The sequence below is a fragment of the Paraburkholderia sp. XV genome (assembly GCF_020177535.1).
GTDB lineage: Bacteria > Pseudomonadota > Gammaproteobacteria > Burkholderiales > Burkholderiaceae > Paraburkholderia > Paraburkholderia caribensis.
The window spans coordinates 49,253-66,329 of the sequence record NZ_JAGUUD010000024.1 but is presented as its reverse complement, the minus strand read 5'-3'; the positions used below and the strand labels follow the sequence as shown (position 1 = coordinate 66,329).

Sequence of the window (17,077 nt, the reverse complement as noted above, 5' to 3'; positions counted from 1 at the left end):
CCGGGATATCGAGTGGTGAGCGACGCGGGCGTGGAACGCGAGCTGCCGCGACGCGCAATTATCCCGCTGGATTGATCGAATTGTGATTAGACATATTGTCTATGTCAATACATTTTGTAAATTCGTGACATCGAGACGGCCATGCAGCGCTATTTGCGCCAGGGCGGCGGATCCATCGCGGCGCGCGCAGCGTCGAGAAAAAGCCGCACCCGTGCAGGCACGCCCTTTCGCATCGGCACGAGTGCGACGATCGGCGCGGGTGCCAACCGCCACTGCGGCAACAGGCGCTTGAGTTTTCCGCTTGCGATCAGCGCGCCCGCGTCCCATTCGGATCGCACCATGATGCCCAGTCCGCGCATCGCCCAATCGCCGATCGCGCCGCCATCGTTCGACGAGAGTGCGCCTGTCACGCGCACCGTTACCGTCTTGCCCTGTTTCGCATGTCTGCCCGACGCTCTTTCGAAACGCCAGCGCGATACATCCTCGTCGTTCTCGCGCAGGCACAAACAGGGCAGATGCGCGAGTTCTTGAGGATGCGCCAGCGCGTCGAGACTGGCTGCAAGCCGCGGGCTTGCGCACAGATAGCGCTCGTTCGGCGCGAGCACATGCGCGACCCACGACGAATCTTTCATTTCGCCGATATGGATCACGATATCCGCGCCCGCGCTGTCGGCGAGCGGGTTATCGGAGAGATTCAGGCTGGCCTTCACGTTCGGATACATCAGGTGAAAGTCCCGGAGAACGGGCGCCACGTGAATGCGCCCGAAACCCAGCGGCGCGACGATGCGCAAGCTCCCCGATACCGACCGATGTTCCGCGGCGATCCGCTCGGGCAGCGTTTCGAGACGTTCGAGCAGATCGATTGCTTCGAGCATCAGCCGCGTGCCTTCGTCCGTGAGAGAAATACCGCGCGCCTCGCGCACCGCGAGATGCACGCCAAGACGCTCTTCGAGCTTTTGCAGCCGCACGGTGAGCGCGGGTGGCGTGACGTCGAGCAGCCGCGCAGCGCCCGCAAGCGAATGCGTCGTGCCGAGCGCCCTGAACATACGCATGTCTTCGAGATCGACCATTAAACTGGATTAAACGACATGTTGATGGATCATTAACCACACTGTAGCCCAAAGGCCCTACAGTGACTGCGCACACTTCGCAACAAGGAAAGCACTGTGACTCTCGCCTCGCTCAACACGCCCGCCGCCATCGTCGATGTCGATGTCATGACGCGCAACATCCAGCGCATGCAAACGCGGATGAACGCACACGGCGTGACGTTCCGGCCGCATGTGAAAACGACCAAATGCGAGCATGTCGTGCGCGCGCAGCTTGCCGCCGGCGCGCAAGGCATCACCGTTTCGACGCTGAAGGAGGCGGAGCAGTTCTTCGCCGCAGGCATCGGCGATATCGTCTATGCAGTGGCCATGGCGCCCAGCAAACTCGAACAGGCGCTGCAACTGCTGCGATGTGGCTGCCGCCTGAAGATCATCACGGACAGCCTCCATTCGGCGCAGGCCATCGTGGCGTTCGGTAACGCTCATGCAGCGACGTTCGAGGTGTGGATCGAAGTCGACGTCGACGGACATCGTTCGGGCATCGCGCCGGATGACGATCTGTTGCTCGAGGTCGGGCGCATTCTGCACGAAGGAAAGATGAAGCTGGGCGGCGTGCTCGCGCATGCCGGATCGAGCTACGACTACAGCACGTCGGCAGAGCTTGAGCGAATCGCTGAGCAGGAGCGCGCCGGCTGCGTGCAGGCAGCCCAACGGCTGCGCGCAGCCGGCCTGCCTTGCGACACGGTCAGCATCGGCTCGACACCGACCGCGCTCGCCGCGCGGCATCTGGAAGGCGTCACGGAGGTTCGCGCGGGCGTCTATGTGTTCTTCGATCTCGTGATGCACAACGTGGGCGTGTGCGGCAGCGACGAGATCGCGCTCAGCGTGCTGACCACGGTGATCGGTCATCAGCAAAGCAAGGGTTGGGCAATCGTCGACGCGGGCTGGATGGCGATGAGCCGCGACCGCGGCACGCAGCGCCAGAAGCAGGACTTCGGCTACGGGCTCGTATGTACCGAGGACGGCGTGCCTGTCGAAGGTTTTGTGATGAGCGCCGCGAATCAGGAGCACGGCATCGTCTCGCAAGCCGGAGCGCCGGACACGGCGATCGCGCAGCGTTTCCCGGTCGGCACGCGGTTGCGCATTCTGCCCAACCACGCATGTGCGACGGGCGCTCAACACCCGGCGTATCACGCGCTGTCACGCGACGGCAGTGTGTGCGCGTGGCCTAGATTCTATGGTTGGTAAGCACACGCGGTCACTTCGTATCGTTGTACACCGTCGCACGCGATACGCCCAGGTGCGCAGCAATGATTTCCATCGACTTGCGCACCTCCAGAAAACCCGCCTGCTTCAACTCCTGCATCAGCGCGCGCCGGTGCTCGGTCTTCAGCGCCTGCGGCGTGGTGGACAGCGACATCGCATATTGGTCGATGCGCTCCCGGATCGCTTCGGCATTGGCTGGATCGAGCGATTCCTTCGCACCGACGCCAGAAGCCCTGCAGAACTGCTCCAGCACGTTCTGAATGCCGCGAAACAGATTCAGATCGACGTTCAGACACAACGCGGCGATATAGCGTCCCGACGAATCCTTGATCCCGACCGACGTGCTCTTCGCCCGGCGGCCGTCGCCGAACTGGTTCGGATAGTTGGCCAGCAACTGCGGATAGTCTTCGTCCGCGATCCGCGCGAGTCCGAGTTCCGTCGCCGGGTCGCCGACAGCGCGCCCGGACAGGTTGTTGTGAATGGCGAGAATCGCATGTCCCGGGTCGCGCAGATCGTGGACGACGACCTCGCAAAATGGCGCGAACGTCTGCCCCAGACCGTCGGCGATCTGCATCACCTGAGCAAGAAGCGATTCGTGCTCGCGTTCCCACGTGCTTTTTCTCATGGTAGACGTTTAATCTAAAGTTACCCATATTGTACAGTCAATCGCAGTCGCAGCCTTAGCGAACCAAAGCGCGGCGCGGTTTCATTGTTCTTGAACGCCATCCGGCATCGCCTATATTCGACTCATGCGTGACGCATCGAACGCAGCGCCTTTGAGTCGTAACGACGTTGCAAAACGAGTGAGGCCGTTCATGTGCAATACGTATGAATATCCGCGCCAGTACAAAGGCCCGGGCCGCCGGCGATTTCTCCGGTTGACTGGCACCGCAGCCGTTGCAGGCCTGGCCCAGATCACGCTTCCGTCCGGCGAGGCACATGCCGACGCATTGACCCGCGCACAGCGCGACCGGATGTCGCCGCAGGAAATCATCGACGATATGAAACAGGGCAACGCGCGCTTCCAGAAAGGCGAGCGAAAGCCGCGCAATTATCTGCGCGAGCAGCGCGCCAGCGCAGCCGGGCAATATCCCGCGGCCGTGCTGTTGAGTTGCATCGATTCGCGCGCACCCGCCGAAGTCATCATGGACCTCGGTATCGGCGATATCTTCAACTGCCGCGTCGCGGGCAATGTCGAGAACCCCGATATCCTCGGCAGCATCGAGTTCGCGTGCAAGCTGTCGGGCGCGAAGGTCGTCGTCGTGATGGGTCACACGGCCTGCGGCGCGATCAAGGGCGCCATTGCGAATGCGGAGCTGGGCAATCTCACCGGGTTGCTCGACAAGATCAAACCCGCCGTTCAGGCCACCGGATACGACGGCGAACGCTCCGCAACGAACTACGCGTTCGTGAATGCCGTGGCGCGCAAGAATGTCGAACTGACGATCGGCAACATACGTCGCGATAGTCCCGTGCTGGCCGAAATGGAGCAGCAAGGCACGATCAAGATCGTCGGCGCGATGTACAACCTGAGCACGGGCGCGGTGGAGTTTCTCGCTTGATGGGTAGCCTGATGGGCAATTGGCAAGGCGATTGAATTTTCTGTTACCCTGCGCCCTTTCTCCCAGCTTGAACCCGTAAAGATGGATACCCCTTTCAACGAACGCGGCGTGTCGGTCACGCGCAATGCGCTGTCGGCGGCCGGCCAGGTCTTTCCGTTGCGCGAAATCAAGGACGTGCGCGTCGTCACCGTGCAGAAGAACAAGCTCGTGCCCTGGGCAATTTCGCTGATCGGCGCGGTGGGCGCAGTGGTTGGCGGCATGTTCGCGTCGCCCGTGGGTGTCGTGGCGGGCGTGATGCTGATCGTCGTCGGCTGGCTCACGTGGATCACGCAGGACGTCACGCATCGCCTGATGGTCGAGACCGCGGGCAGCGAACGCGAAGCCCTGTCGAGCATCGATCTGTCGTTCGTCGAACGCGTCGCGCAAACGGTCCGCGACGCGCTCGCCTCCGTCGCCGCCAGCGCGTCGAAGACCCAATAACACGCACATACTGCCTCGCCGTCTTTACACAAAATTGACGGCCCGCGTAGTCCCTTTTTGCATCGGCTTGAGACGCCGCCCGCTACAGTGAACGCGTCTCCACAGCCGCGCCGCCCGCTTCGCGGCGGCGCATCGACGATGCATACCGCTTTCGCTTCATCGCGCACGCTGCCGCGCCGCACGCCCGCCATCGAACGCTCCACACCAGCCGCCCTGTCGCTCGTGACGATCGACGTGACGGTGCCCGGCACCTCATCGGCAGCGGGCCGCCGGGCGCTGCTCGCGGCGCTCGGCGAAGGCTCGCGCCTGGTCGTGATGACAGTCGATAAGCGCAACGAATCCATCACCTTTCGCGTCGACGTCATGGCGCGCAGCGTCGGCGATGTAGTCGGCGCACTCGCGGGCGCGCTGCGCCGCGCGACCATCGGCCGCGTGCGCTCGATCGCTCTTACGCAACGCGCCGCGCGGCAGCACTAACACAACGCCAGTCACCTTCACACATTTTTGCAGGTCGTGGTGAGCGCGCGCGTAGAGTCGGCGCTCCCGTCATCACGCGTGTCCTCGCGCCAGGCCCGCGCACACCGCCGAGCCGGATCGGCTGCACCCGCCGAAGCCTGAACGGCCGGTATCGCTGTCATCGCAGGTCACGCATTTCTGCAAGGTGTGTGCGATGTCTGTCCATTTCTTCCGGCGTCTGGCCGGCTTTGCGGGCGCGTTGATCGTGCTCGCGTTCGCGGCCTCGCTGTCGGCCTGTTCAACGCCGATTTCCACGCCCGTCCCGCCCGAGATGAAGGCGAGCCTCATCAACGAAGGACGCGACGGCCTACTGGTGATGCTGTCCGCGGAACGCAGCGACAAGCGCGGCCGCGCGTCGATCGGGCTGCCTGTGCAGATGGACGGCAAGGCTGTCTATCTGATGCTCGATACGGGCACGAACGGCGTGCGCGTGCTGTCGAAGGTCTTGCCGCGATCGAGCTATCCCGCTGCGGGCACGCGGACCTCGTACGCGTTCGCGACCGACGCGCAGGTCTCCGGCGCAACCGTCACGGTGCCCTTCAGCATCGCCGGCACGAGGCCTGTCGATCTCGCCGTACAAGCTGTCGACGAAGTCAGCTGTCTGAAGATCAACAAGCGCTGCGTTGCGCAGGACGGCTACACGGGCGAATTCGGCTGGGCGTTCTCGGGCATTCTCGGCATCGGCGCCGACGACCCGCGCGCCGCCTGCTGCACGCAGCCGCTGCGTGCGCTGCCCGGGCATATCGGCCAGCGCTATCTGGTGCGCGCCAAGCTCGATCGTCCGCTGCTCGTGTTGAGCCCGTCGAACGCGCTGACGAAAGACTTCACACTCGTCCCGTTCACGATGGGCAAGGACGGCTCCGCGCAATGGCCCGTCGGCTGCGTGCAGGTCGGCAACAAGATGCGCTTCTGCGCGCCCGTCGTGTTTTCGACGGGCGGCACCGACATGATCCGCGTCGAAACCGACAAGGCGCCCGACTGGGCCGACGACGTCGACGAGCACAAGCCGATCGCGCAAGGCAACTACGACGTGGTGCTAGGCGTGGGCGACTGGGCGCACCGCTTCAACGACGCGCAAACGACCATCGCGAAAGCCGCACCCGGCGCAAACCGCATCGTGATCGGGCTGATGGCGCTGCAGAACATCGACTTGCTGTTCGACTTCGCGCATGGGCAGCTCGGGCTGCGCGCGCTGCGCAACAACGAGCGCATGGGTAGCTGACGCAACGTCCCGCACACAACCGGCACGAAACAGAAAAAGCCGCCGCGCGATGTTCAATCGCGTGGCGGCTTTTTATCGTGCGTGCGTCACGTCATATCGCGTCATTCGAGTTCGAGCGGCTTCACCTTCCAGATATCCCGTGCGTACTCGGCGATCGTACGGTCCGACGAGAACTGCCCCATGCCCGCGACATTCTCGATCGCGCTCATGGTCCAGCCGCGCCGGTCGAGATAGCGCTTGTCGACTTCATCCTGCGCCTTCGCGAACGCGGCGAAATCGGCGAGCACCATGTAGTGATCGCCCCAATCGACCAGCGTGTGGAAGATGTCCGAGAAGCGCAGCGGATCGTCGGGTGAGAAGAAGCCCGTGCGAATCTGGTCGAGCGCCATCTTCAGTTCGGGATCGTGCTCGTAGATTTCGCGTGGACGATATCCCGTCGCGCGCAAATCGTCGACCTGATCCGCGGTGAGTCCGAAGATGAAAATGTTCTCGCGCCCCACGGCATCGCAAATCTCGATGTTCGCGCCGTCCATCGTGCCGATTGTCAGCGCGCCGTTCAGCGCGAGCTTCATGTTGCCCGTGCCCGACGCTTCCGTGCCTGCCATCGAAATCTGCTCGGACAGATCGGCGGCGGGAATGATCAGCTCGGCCACGCTCACGCCGTAGTTCGGCACGAACACGACCTTCAACTTGTCGCCGATGATGGGATCTTCATTCACCGCCTTGCTGACGTCGCCGATCAGCTTGATGATGGTCTTCGCCATCCGGTACGCGGATGCCGCCTTGCCCGCGAACATCACGACGCGCGGCACCCAGTCGCGCTCGGGATGCGCGCGAATGCGGTTGTAGCGCACGATCACATGCAGCACGTTCAGCAATTGCCGCTTGTATTCGTGGATGCGCTTGACCTGCAGATCGAACAGCGCATCGGGGTCGAACGTCATCTTCGTGTGATGCTGCAGGCGCTGGATCAGACGCAGCTTGTTCTGCCGCTTGGCTTCGTGAAAGGCGTGGATGAACGACGGGTCGTCGCGCAGATCGCGCAGCTTGCCGAGCTCGAACAGATCGCGCCGCCAGTGCGTGCCGATCTGCTGGTCGATGAGGTGCGACATCGAAGGACTCGACTGCGCGAGCCAGCGACGCGGCGTCACGCCGTTCGTGACGTTCGTGAAGCGCTCGGGCCAGATTTTCGCGAAGTCGGAGAAGATGTCGCGTGTCATCAGTTGCGAGTGCAGCTTCGACACGCCGTTGACCTTCTGGCTCGCGACGATGGCCAGATGCGCCATCCGCACGCGCCGCTGCCCGTATTCGTCGACCAGCGAGATGCGCCGGATCATGTCGACGTCATGGCCCGAATGCTCGCTGACGTGCTTCAGAAACTCCGCGTTGATCTCGAAGATGATTTCGAGGTGGCGCGGCAACAGGCGCGCGAGCGTTTCGACGTCCCACGTTTCGAGCGCTTCGGGCATGAGCGTGTGGTTCGTGTACGAGAACATCTGCTGGATGTCTTTCCACGCTTTCGCCCACGGCACATGGTGCACGTCGACGAGCAGACGCATCAGTTCGGGAATCGCGAGCACCGGGTGCGTGTCGTTCAGATGCACCGCGACCTTCTCGGCGAAGCGGCCGAAGGTGCTGTGCGTGCGCTGATAGCGGCGAATCAGGTCCTGCATCGTCGCCGACACGAAGAAGTACTCCTGGCGCAGACGCAGCTCGCGGCCGGCGGGCGTCGAATCGTCGGGATACAGCAGGCGCGAGACGTTCTCCGACATGTTTTTCGCATCGACGGCGCGGCGATAGTCGCCCTGATTGAACGCGGACAGATCGAGTTCTTCCGTGGCGCGCGCGGACCACAGTCGCAGCGTGTTCGTCGCACTCGTGGCGAAACCGGGGATCACGGTGTCGTACGCCATCGCGTTTACGTGCTGCGTTTCGATCCATTCGACATGACCGTCGCGCTGCACCGTGCGTCCGCCAAAATGCACGATGTATTGCACTTCGGGGCGCGGAAATTCCCACGGGTTGCCCGCCCGCAACCAGTAATCGGGCGTTTCGAGCTGCTCGCCGTCGACGATCTGCTGCTTGAACATCCCGTATTCATAGCGGATGCCATAGCCGAAGCCCGGAATGCCGAGTGTCGCCATCGAATCCAGAAAGCATGCGGCGAGGCGCCCGAGGCCGCCGTTGCCGAGCGCGGCATCGGGCTCGAGATCGACGAGTGCGTCCATATCGACACCGAGGCCCGAGAGGGCTTCCTTCATCTGATCATAGATGCCGAGCGCGAGCAGCGCGTTGGTGAACGTGCGCCCGATCAGGAATTCCATCGACAGGTAATACACGCGCTTCACATCCTGCTCGTACTGCAGGCGCGTGGTCTTCATCCAGCGCGCGACCAGCCGGTCGCGCACGGCGAGCGCCGCGGCGTGCAGCCAGTCCTGCGGGCGCGCTGTCACGGCGTCCTTGCCGACGCCGTACATCATGCGGTTGGAAATCGAGCGCCGCAGCGCATCGACAGTACTGTTGAGCTGGTCGAATTCCAGATCCACCGCTGTCATCGAAGCCTCCGGTAAAACGACGCGGCACGCGCTGAACGGCTTGCGTATTGGGTGCGGGCGGCGCGAGCCGGTCTGGTGGACAAATAAGCAGAGTAGGACATTTTGGGTAATCCCGTGTCTGCGGCGATTGCGTCATCAAGAGCTCGCTAATCCAAGCAGACAACGCCTACCGGTGCGCAGTTCCATGACTGCCGGGTTGGATTTTGCCTGGCTTAACGCTGAAGTCCTTGTATCTGGCACGATGCCGGTGCAGACGGCTCTGTTCCTTGCACTAGTATGGATGAGTAACAAGGCGGATCGGAGACAGTATCGTCATACCGCGTCCCGCCGGGTCCCTGCTGTACAAGCCGCTAGCGTCGTCGCGCTGCTGTGGAGGTCGAAATGAACGCACAATCCGTGCTCGGTATCATCCATGCGCAGGAACTGCTCATTGTGTCGCTGATCCGCGCGCTTCCGCCCGGCGAGCGGCGCAAAGTGTCAGACGAGTTCCAGGATCAGGTCGAACTGGCCGAAGCACCTCATCTGAGCGCCGGTCACGATCGCGAGATGACCGAGGCATTCAAGGCGCACATCCGCAAGCTGTCGATTCTGCTGGCTTCGTGTAACTGACGTTGTGTCGCGCCGCCGGCGCATTTCGTCCCGTTGGCGCGCACGGGCATTGACAGTTAGTTGCGACGCGTAGGCGCGGGGCAGAGCTTCCAGATAGCTTTCAGAAGAGCTGTTTTTGGGCGGCTCCGAGCACGATCCGCGCCGCTCTGTAACAATCGCTTCATTCGCTGCGAGCACGCCCGTCGCCCCATGATGCGGCCGATGCCGATATGCGCCACGCTCAGTCCTCTGCAGAGCCAGTCCTTGTCCGAGAACACACCCAATCCGGCCCGCGTCGCCGACGCGCCGATGTCCGCCGGTCACCGTTTCGCGATGGCGGCGATCATGCTGTCGGTCGCCCTCGCCTCGCTCGATACCGCCATCGCCAATACTGCGCTACCCGCCATGGCTGCGGATCTGCACGCGAGACCGGCGGCGTCGGTATGGATCATCAACGCCTATCAGCTGGCGATGGTCGCGACGCTGTTGCCGCTCGCCGCACTCGGCGACATCGTTGGGCACCGGCGCATTTACATCAGCGGGATCATCGTGTTCACGGCGGCCTCGCTGGCCTGCGCGCTATCGCCGACCTTGCCCTGGCTGGCGGGCGCGCGCGTCGTGCAGGGTCTCGGCGCGGCGGCGATCATGAGCGTGAACACCGCGCTGATCAAGCATCTGTATCCGCCGCATCGGCTGGGCGCGGGCGTCGGGCTGAATGCGCTGGTGGTGGGCGTGTCGTTTGCCGTGGGGCCGACGGTTGCGTCGCTGATTCTGTCGGTGGCCAGCTGGCCCTGGCTGTTCGCCGTCAACGTGCCGCTCGGCGTGCTGGCGTTGTCGTTCGCGTTGCCGGGACTGCCGCACACGCCGCGCGGCACGCATCACTTCGACCGGGTTGCGGCGTTGCTCAACGTGATCACGTTCGCCGCGCTGGTGTTCGCGCTCGGCGAAGCGGCGCAGCGCGCCTCGACGCCTGTCGTGCTCGGCGCGGCGGCTGTCGCGATCGTGTTCGGCGCGCTGCTGATGCGCCGCGAGACCGGCCACCCCGCGCCGATGCTGCCCGTCGATCTGTTCAAGCTGCCCGTGTTCGCGTTGTCGGCGGTCACGGCCGTGTGCTCGTTCGCCGCGCAAGGGCTCGCGTTCGTTTCGTTGCCGTTCTATTTCGAGGATGTCCTGCATCGCAGCCAGGTCGAAACCGGCTTTCTGATGACGCCCTGGCCGGTGATCGTCGCGCTGGCGGCGCCGTTCGCGGGACGGTTGTCGGATCGCTATCCGCCGGGACTGCTCGGCGCAATCGGCCTTGCGATTCTATGCGCGGGTATGGCGGCGCTCGCGATGTTGCCGCCGCATCCCAGTGTGATCGACATCTCGATCCGCATGGCGATCTGCGGCGCGGGCTTCGGATTTTTCCAGTCGCCGAATCTGAAGGCGCTGATGGCGAGCGCGCCGCCCAATCGCAGTGGCGGCGCAAGCGGGATCATCGCGACCTCGAGGCTGATCGGGCAGACGACGGGCGCGGCGCTGGTTGCGTTGAGCTTCAGCATCGCCGGACGTCACGGCCCGACGCTTTCGCTGGCGACGGGCGCCGTGTTCGCGGGGGCTGCGAGTATTGCGAGCGGGTTGAGGTTATTTGCGCCGTCGCATCGGGGGCAGGCGAGTGTCACGGTGACTACCGTGACGGCGAAAGAACAGTAGGTAGCGCGGGCGAGTATTGCACTCGCCGCCAGCACGCTTCACGCAAACCAGGCGTGAAGCGGCGCCCTCTCTCACCGCGCGAAGTATTCCTTCACAGCCGTCACGAACGTATCGATATCCGCGCGCGACACGTCCATATGGGTGACAAACCGCGACGCATACAACATCTGCGTAAGGATGCCGCGCTCCTTGAGCCACGCCTCCAGCGGCGCGCAATGCGCTTGCGGAAACTGCGCGAACACCATGTTGGTCGCCTGCGACTGCACCTTGACCTGCTCGATCTGTGCAAGTCCCGCCGCGAGATGCGCGGCGTTGTCGTGATCTTCGGCAAGCCGTTCGACGTTGTGATCCAGCGCATAGAGACATGCGGCCGCCAGCACGCCCGCCTGCCGCATGCCGCCGCCCAGCACCTTGCGCCAGCGGTGCGCAACGTCGACCAGCGCCTTGCTACCCACCAGCACCGAACCCACAGGCGCCCCGAGCCCTTTCGAGAAGCAGATCGAAACCGTATCGAAAGGTGCGCATAGCGCTTCGACGGGCTGCTTCGACGCAACCGCCGCATTGCAGACGCGCGCGCCGTCGAGGTGAGTCGACAGCCCGCGATCGCGCGCGAGCTGCGTGGCCTCGGCGACGTAACCCGCCAGCAGCACCTTGCCGCCGATCGTATTTTCCAGCGCCAGCAGACGCGTGCGCGCGAAGTGATTGTCGATGGGCTTGATTGCGGCAGCGATCTTGTCGAGGGGAAGCGAGCCGTCGAGCGCGTTTTCGATTGGCTGCGGCTGGATGCTGCCCAGCACGGCTGCACCGCCGCCTTCGTACTTGTAAGTGTGCGCCGCCTGGCCGACGATGTATTCGTCGCCGCGCGCGCAATGCGCCATCAGCGCGGCGAGATTGCTCTGCGTGCCGCTCGGGAAGAACAGCCCCGCCTCCTTGCCCGCGCGCTCGGCGACGGTGGCTTGCAGCCGCAGGACCGTCGGATCGTCGCCCCAGACGTCGTCGCCGACTTCGGCGGCTGTCATCGCCGCAAGCATGTTCTTGGTCGGACGGGTCACGGTGTCGCTGCGCAAATCGATCATGTGCTTTTCCTCGAGGATGACGGGTCGCCCCACGTGCAACGGCACGACGCGTGAAGCGTGCGATTGAGTCCGCAAGTTTATCAACTCCGCGGGGACGAAGCAGCCAGGTGCCGTGTGTTGAACGGTATTCGTAAAACTTCGTCGCGTAAGCCTTTCGAAGGCCATCGCGGTCAGATATCGTTGCGGCTTCGCCATTTCGGATACCTCACATTCTGCCCGATCGACGAAATCGGCCGTTCGTTCAAGTTTTCCCGTCCGAAAACCGATATATGCAGTTGCCGAACAGACTGAGAGACCTCGCTTTGAAGACGAAGACATTGTTGGCGTCGCTTGCCTCCTGCTTTGCGTTGTGCGCGTGCGCGCCGTCACTTCCCGTTCAAGGCGCACACCTGACGCCGGTGGCGGCCACTCAGCAGCAACGCATCCGGGTGGTCGACACAGTGCACGTCCAACTCTCGACGGGGTATTCACGGCGTATATCGAGCGGCTCGCTCTGGCGTCTCGCGGGCGAGCTTCCCCAAGGCTTCGCGTACAAGCCAGTCAACGACGTTTTCACCGTTGAAGGCCGGCAGATGCATGAAGCCTGGCTCGTGGTAAAGGGCGACCGTCTGGTGGGCTTCTATCTACCCGGCGAGTCACACTTCTCGCCGCTCGATCCCACAACATCGATAAACACCGAGGCCATACATGATTAAGCTTTCCCGCGTTCTGATCGCCGCATCCGCGGCCGCACTGCTGGCAACGGGCTGCGCCAGCGGCCCGGAATTCAAGGACGTCGCATCGTCGATTCCGACCATCAAGGAATCGCAGGGCCGGATTTACTTCTACCGCTCGAACTCGATGTTCGGCGCGGCTGTGCAGCCGGACATCAGTCTGAACAGCCAGGTGGTCGGCAAGTCGAAGCCGGGCGGCTTCTTCTACGTCGATGAGCCGGCGGGAGACTATGTCGTCTCGACCACCACAGAAACCGAGAAGACCCTGACGTTTCATCTGGACGCCGGCGAGACCAAGTACGTGAAGACGAGCATCGGTCTGGGCCTGCTGGTTGGCCGCATCATTCCGTCGCTCGAATCGACGGAAGAAGCCAATGAGCATCTGCAAGGGCTGCATTACATCGGCACGCCAACCACGGCGGCCGCAAAGTAAGCCTGCATGATTCAACCAGCCGGCGGCGTGCGCCGCACCCGCCGGCCGGCGCGACTTCACCGCACGAAAGAGGCTGAGGCGCAACCGTGCAAACTCAAGGCGTCTCCAGCGCCCACTCCTTCGAATCGAACGTATCCGCGAACACCTCGAAGTCTTCGATCGGCAGCGGCCGGCAGAACAGATAGCCCTGGTACGCCTGACACCCCGCATCGGCCAGGAACTGCCGCTGCGCTTCCGTCTCCACGCCTTCCGCAATCACGCCCAGGCCAAGACTCTGCGCGAGCGTGACGATCGCGCGCGCGATCACGGCATCGTTCGGATCGTCGAGCACGTCGCGCACGAACGACCTGTCGATCTTCAATTGTCCCAGCGGCAAGCGCTTCAGATACGACAACGACGAATACCCGACGCCGAAATCGTCGAGTGAGAACACCACGCCTTTCGTGCGCAGCAGCATCATCTTGCCGATGATGTCCTCGACGTTGTCCACCAGCACGCTCTCCGTCAGTTCGAGCTTCAGACGGCTCGGTTCCGCGCCCGTGCGCGCGAGCGCATCGAGCACGCTGGCGACAAAGTTTTCCTCGCGCAGCTGCTGCGCGCTCACGTTGACGGCAATCGACAGATGCGCCCGGTCGGCGCGCGTCGCCCACTGCGCGAGTTGCCGGCACGCCGTATCGAGCACCTTGTCGCCGACCGGGAGAATCAGCCCCGTCTCTTCGGCGAGTGGAATGAATTCGGCAGGCGGCACGAGGCCATGCTCGGGATGCTGCCAGCGCACCAGCGCCTCGGCGCCCGTCACGCGGTCGCCGTTGAACACCTGCGCCTGGTAGTGCACGAGCAACTGGTCTTCGTCGATCGCGCGGCGCAGCGCCGCCTCCAGCGCCGCGCGCTCCATTACCACCGTCTGCATGGCCGGATCGAAAAAGCAGATCGCGTTGCGCCCGCTTTCCTTCGACTTGTACATCGCCAGATCCGACTGTTTCAGCAACTCGTCGATCGACGTTTCGTGGCCCGTGAACAGCGTCGCGCCGATGCTCGCGGTCGTGCGGAAGTCCGTGCCGTCGAGGTAGTAAGGGCTCGACAGCGCAGCCAGCACCTTTTCGGCGGCGCTCTCGGTCTCGCTCGCCGCTTCTTCGCGGATACGGCTGAGGTCGCCCAGCACGATCACGAACTCGTCGCCGCCCATGCGCGCGACCGTGTCGCCCTCGCGCACGCTCGCCAGCAGGCGTTGCGCGACCTGGCTCAGCAGCAGATCGCCCTTGTCGTGGCCGAGCGTGTCGTTGAGCGTCTTGAAGTTGTCGAGATCGACGAACAGCAGCGCGCCGTGCGTATGGTTCTGCGCGCTCAGCGCGATCACCTGCCTGAGCCGGTCGCGCAGCAGCGTGCGGTTCGGCAGATGCGTGAGCGCGTCGAAAAACGCCAGTTCCTTGATCTGCTCTTCGGCGAGCTTGCGCTCGGTGATGTCGTAGTGCGTGCCGACATAGTGCGTGACGCGGCCGTCGTCCGCCTTGACGGCCGTGATGGTTAGCCACTTCGGATAGATCTCGCCGTTCTTGCGGCGGTCCCAGATTTCGCCCTGCCATCCGCCCACGCGCCGGATCGTGTCCCACATGTCGCGAAAGAACGCGGCATCGTGACGGCCCGAACTGAGGATGCGCGGGTTCCTGCCGATCACGTCTTCGGCCGTATAGCCGGTGCACTCGGTGAACGCCGAATTGACGCGCAGGATGGTGCCGTCGGCGTCCGTGACCATCATGCCTTCGAGCGAATCGAACGCGACGGCGGCAATGCGCAATTCGGCCTCGCTCTCCCGCACTTCCGCCGTCATCTTCGACGCGAGCCGCATCGCGCGGCTGCGGCCGCTCGCGAGGCTCCATGCAAGCAACGCGAGCAGCAAGCTCAAGCCCGCGCCCGTGCACGCGATCAACAGCTTCGCGTTGCGGCCGAAGCGCGCCTTGAAGTCGGGCTGCGCGGTCATCGACAGCGTCCAGTCGTGGCCGCCCACCACGAGGTATTCGTTGGCGGAGATCACCTCGACGTTCTTCGGCTCCGACGAACGGTACAGCAGCGATTCGGACGACGGGTGCGTGCCGTCGTAGATCGACAGATAGAGACCGGGCGGCTGCTCGCCGTAGAGGCTCGCCAGCACGTCGCGCATGCGGAACGCCGCGTACACCCAGCCCAGCAGATGCGCGCGGCGGTCGGCGACGTTCTCCTGCGGCTCGCCGCGCGAGTAGATGGGCAGATACATCACGAAGCCGGCAACGGGCGGCGCGCCCGCGTCCGATGCCAGTTGCACCTTGCCCGACACGACGGCAAGGCCGGAATCGCGCGACTTTTCCATCGCCAGCCGCCGCGCGGCATGGACCCACGAGTCGAAGCCAAGCAGCCCATTACCCGCGCCGGAGATCGGCTCGCGTGCGATCAAGGGCGCGTAGCCGTTGCGCTCGCCGGGCGGATCGATCGCGTAGCGGCGGCCCGCGCGGGTACGCATGTCGGCCATGTGCGCGTCCCGCCGCTGCGCAGGCACCCATTGCACGACGCCGATCGCCTGCACGCCCGCGAAGTTCGCGTCCGCGTTGATCGCGCCCAGGTAGCCGTGAAACGCGTCGAGATCGAGCGCGCCGCGCGCCGCGAACATGCCCTGCACGCCGCGCAGCATCTGCTCGTAGGTCGCCATGCGCTGCTCGATGCGGCTGACGGCATCGCCGAGTGCGAAATTGAACTCGGAAAGCAGTTCGCGCCGCGCGGCCTGGCGCTCGTGATCCCACACTGACCAGGTGATGCTCAACCCGGTCAGGAGGATCAGCAGCGGCAACAGGACGAGGCGCGCGCGGTTCATCTGGGTAGCGTGAAGTCGACCATCGAGTCCGCGAGTTCAGGTTTGAAGTACTTCCTGAAGATGCGGCGCACCGTGCCGTCCGTGCGCATCTCCTCGACAAGGCCGCGCCATTTCTCCCGCTCCTGCGGCGACAGCGCCCTCTTCGACATGATGAGGCCGTGCGGCACGGCGGCGTCGTTGAATTCGATGATGGTGGTGATGTCGCGGATGCGCTTCTCATCCAGCGCCGGATAGTCGAACGGCTCGATGATCATCCCCTGAATGGTGCCGCGCATCAGCGCCTGGTAGAGCGGCTCCAGCCCGCCCGCCTGACTGACGCGATTGGCTGCGGCGAGCGTATCGACCAGTTCGTTGGCGGACTGACTATACCGGAAGCTTCTTATGACGCCGAGTTGAAACTGGTCGTTGTGTTCGAAATCGGACAACTGCCGGATGCCGGCGTCCTTGCGCACGAGCAGATAGAACTTGTCGCTGAAGTACCACGCGAACTGCGCGTAGCCGTCGCGCTCGTCGTTGGTGATGCCGGACAGGCTGAAATCGAGCGCACCGGACTCGATCAGCTTCCAGATGCGCGCCCGCGACATCAGGCTCACGCGGATATCGCAGCCGCTGCGGCGGCTCAGTTCGTCGGCGAAATCCTTGTCGATGCCCGCGTTGGTGTCCTGCGAATACAGCAGGCCGTGGTCGTGCAGCGCGAGGGTGAATGGACGCGTGCAATCGGGGCCGCCCGCCAATGCGCGCGTGCTGGTGGCACCCAGTGCCGCGAGCACGACCAGCAAGCCTATGAATCCGCGGTGAATCACGCTGATGCTCCCCGTTGTTCTTTGGTGAGTGGTGCCTGCGCCGCGCTGCGCGCGGAGGACTCGCTCGCGAGACGATGGCGAGCCTACGCGAAAACGGACCATTCGGGTTAACGGCAAAAAAGACAGCTGACTTGACCTGGGTTTTGCCTGGTGTCTTGCGAAGATGATCGAACCGCTCGACAGCGCAGGCTCACCTGCCTGCAAATTTCAGTTCGCCAACGAATGACGCGACCTGCCGGTGGACGCGCCTCGTAGCTGGAACCGCACGTCGACTGCGAAC

15 protein-coding genes are annotated in these 17,077 nt (G+C 63.8%); 9 read left to right on the top strand and 6 right to left on the bottom strand.

Annotated elements, in window-relative coordinates; translation table 11 throughout:
* Positions 1–149: 149 nt before the first annotated feature.
* Entirely contained in the window at positions 150–1,070 is a 921-nt protein-coding gene (locus KFO72_RS14935; RefSeq protein WP_225032456.1) for a LysR family transcriptional regulator, read from the bottom strand.
* A 96-nt stretch (positions 1,071–1,166) separates the two neighbouring features.
* On the opposite strand from KFO72_RS14935, the gene KFO72_RS14930 reads away from it, so the two are divergent.
* Positions 1,167–2,297, top strand: a complete 1,131-nt coding sequence (locus KFO72_RS14930; protein ID WP_225032455.1) for a DSD1 family PLP-dependent enzyme — start codon at positions 1,167–1,169, stop codon at positions 2,295–2,297.
* 10 nt (positions 2,298–2,307) lie between these two features.
* On the opposite strand, the gene KFO72_RS14925 is transcribed toward KFO72_RS14930, so the two are convergent.
* Positions 2,308–2,940, bottom strand: a complete 633-nt coding sequence (locus KFO72_RS14925) for a transcriptional regulator (protein ID WP_054933708.1) — start codon at positions 2,938–2,940, stop codon at positions 2,308–2,310.
* A gap of 190 nt (positions 2,941–3,130) precedes the next feature.
* On the opposite strand from KFO72_RS14925, the gene KFO72_RS14920 reads away from it, so the two are divergent.
* The 4 genes from KFO72_RS14920 to KFO72_RS14905 all read left to right on the top strand — a co-directional run bounded on the left by KFO72_RS14920 (position 3,131) and on the right by KFO72_RS14905 (position 6,095).
* Positions 3,131–3,877, top strand: coding sequence for a carbonic anhydrase family protein (locus tag KFO72_RS14920; RefSeq protein WP_224100879.1), 747 nt, complete (start codon positions 3,131–3,133; stop codon positions 3,875–3,877).
* A gap of 81 nt (positions 3,878–3,958) precedes the next feature.
* Positions 3,959–4,357, top strand: coding sequence for a DUF6232 family protein (locus tag KFO72_RS14915; protein WP_054933706.1), 399 nt, complete (start codon positions 3,959–3,961; stop codon positions 4,355–4,357).
* A gap of 138 nt (positions 4,358–4,495) precedes the next feature.
* Positions 4,496–4,834: a hypothetical protein gene (locus tag KFO72_RS14910; protein ID WP_225032454.1), complete on the top strand. Its 339-nt coding sequence runs from the start codon at positions 4,496–4,498 to the stop codon at positions 4,832–4,834.
* 193 nt (positions 4,835–5,027) lie between these two features.
* A complete protein-coding gene (locus tag KFO72_RS14905; RefSeq protein ID WP_225032453.1) occupies positions 5,028–6,095 on the top strand; it encodes a hypothetical protein in 1,068 nt (355 codons plus the stop codon).
* Positions 6,096–6,196: 101 nt separating this feature from the next.
* On the opposite strand, the gene KFO72_RS14900 is transcribed toward KFO72_RS14905, so the two are convergent.
* Positions 6,197–8,650, bottom strand: a complete 2,454-nt coding sequence (locus tag KFO72_RS14900) for a glycogen/starch/alpha-glucan phosphorylase (protein ID WP_225032452.1) — start codon at positions 8,648–8,650, stop codon at positions 6,197–6,199.
* 381 nt (positions 8,651–9,031) lie between these two features.
* On the opposite strand from KFO72_RS14900, the gene KFO72_RS14895 reads away from it, so the two are divergent.
* Positions 9,032–9,259 (top strand): hypothetical protein, encoded by a 228-nt coding sequence (locus KFO72_RS14895; protein ID WP_035997216.1) that lies wholly within the window; start codon positions 9,032–9,034, stop codon positions 9,257–9,259.
* Between the two features lie 288 nt (positions 9,260–9,547).
* Positions 9,548–10,930 (top strand): MFS transporter, encoded by a 1,383-nt coding sequence (locus KFO72_RS14890; protein ID WP_054933729.1) that lies wholly within the window; start codon positions 9,548–9,550, stop codon positions 10,928–10,930.
* Between the two features lie 71 nt (positions 10,931–11,001).
* Here KFO72_RS14890 and ltaE read toward each other — a convergent pair whose 3' ends face one another.
* Positions 11,002–12,006, bottom strand: a complete 1,005-nt coding sequence (gene ltaE / locus KFO72_RS14885) for a low-specificity L-threonine aldolase (RefSeq protein ID WP_054933728.1) — start codon at positions 12,004–12,006, stop codon at positions 11,002–11,004.
* Between the two features lie 302 nt (positions 12,007–12,308).
* On the opposite strand from ltaE, the gene KFO72_RS14880 reads away from it, so the two are divergent.
* Positions 12,309–12,701, top strand: coding sequence for a hypothetical protein (locus tag KFO72_RS14880; RefSeq protein ID WP_224100876.1), 393 nt, complete (start codon positions 12,309–12,311; stop codon positions 12,699–12,701).
* A complete protein-coding gene (locus KFO72_RS14875; protein WP_054933701.1) occupies positions 12,694–13,152 on the top strand; it encodes a DUF2846 domain-containing protein in 459 nt (152 codons plus the stop codon). The genes KFO72_RS14880 and KFO72_RS14875 overlap by 8 nt, the downstream gene beginning before the upstream one ends.
* 94 nt (positions 13,153–13,246) lie before the next feature.
* On the opposite strand, the gene KFO72_RS14870 is transcribed toward KFO72_RS14875, so the two are convergent.
* Positions 13,247–15,994, bottom strand: coding sequence for an EAL domain-containing protein (locus KFO72_RS14870; protein ID WP_225032451.1), 2,748 nt, complete (start codon positions 15,992–15,994; stop codon positions 13,247–13,249).
* The gene (locus KFO72_RS14865; protein WP_060605427.1) at positions 15,991–16,797 is read right to left on the bottom strand and encodes a substrate-binding periplasmic protein; all 807 of its coding nucleotides are present in this window, start codon (positions 16,795–16,797) and stop codon (positions 15,991–15,993) included. Before KFO72_RS14865 ends, KFO72_RS14870 begins: the two co-directional genes overlap by 4 nt.
* Positions 16,798–17,077: the final 280 nt, after the last annotated feature.

Coding starts and splice junctions, on each gene's coding strand:
- KFO72_RS14900 (WP_225032452.1), bottom strand. CDS start 8,650: ATGACAGCGGTGGATCTGGAATTCGACCAGCTCAACAGTACTGTCGAT.
- KFO72_RS14925 (WP_054933708.1), bottom strand. CDS start 2,940: ATGAGAAAAAGCACGTGGGAACGCGAGCACGAATCGCTTCTTGCTCAG.
- KFO72_RS14920 (WP_224100879.1), top strand. CDS start 3,131: ATGTGCAATACGTATGAATATCCGCGCCAGTACAAAGGCCCGGGCCGC.
- KFO72_RS14905 (WP_225032453.1), top strand. CDS start 5,028: ATGTCTGTCCATTTCTTCCGGCGTCTGGCCGGCTTTGCGGGCGCGTTG.
- ltaE (WP_054933728.1), bottom strand. CDS start 12,006: ATGATCGATTTGCGCAGCGACACCGTGACCCGTCCGACCAAGAACATG.
- KFO72_RS14915 (WP_054933706.1), top strand. CDS start 3,959: ATGGATACCCCTTTCAACGAACGCGGCGTGTCGGTCACGCGCAATGCG.
- KFO72_RS14870 (WP_225032451.1), bottom strand. CDS start 15,994: ATGAACCGCGCGCGCCTCGTCCTGTTGCCGCTGCTGATCCTCCTGACC.
- KFO72_RS14910 (WP_225032454.1), top strand. CDS start 4,496: ATGCATACCGCTTTCGCTTCATCGCGCACGCTGCCGCGCCGCACGCCC.
- KFO72_RS14935 (WP_225032456.1), bottom strand. CDS start 1,070: ATGGTCGATCTCGAAGACATGCGTATGTTCAGGGCGCTCGGCACGACG.
- KFO72_RS14875 (WP_054933701.1), top strand. CDS start 12,694: ATGATTAAGCTTTCCCGCGTTCTGATCGCCGCATCCGCGGCCGCACTG.
- KFO72_RS14890 (WP_054933729.1), top strand. CDS start 9,548: ATGTCCGCCGGTCACCGTTTCGCGATGGCGGCGATCATGCTGTCGGTC.
- KFO72_RS14895 (WP_035997216.1), top strand. CDS start 9,032: ATGAACGCACAATCCGTGCTCGGTATCATCCATGCGCAGGAACTGCTC.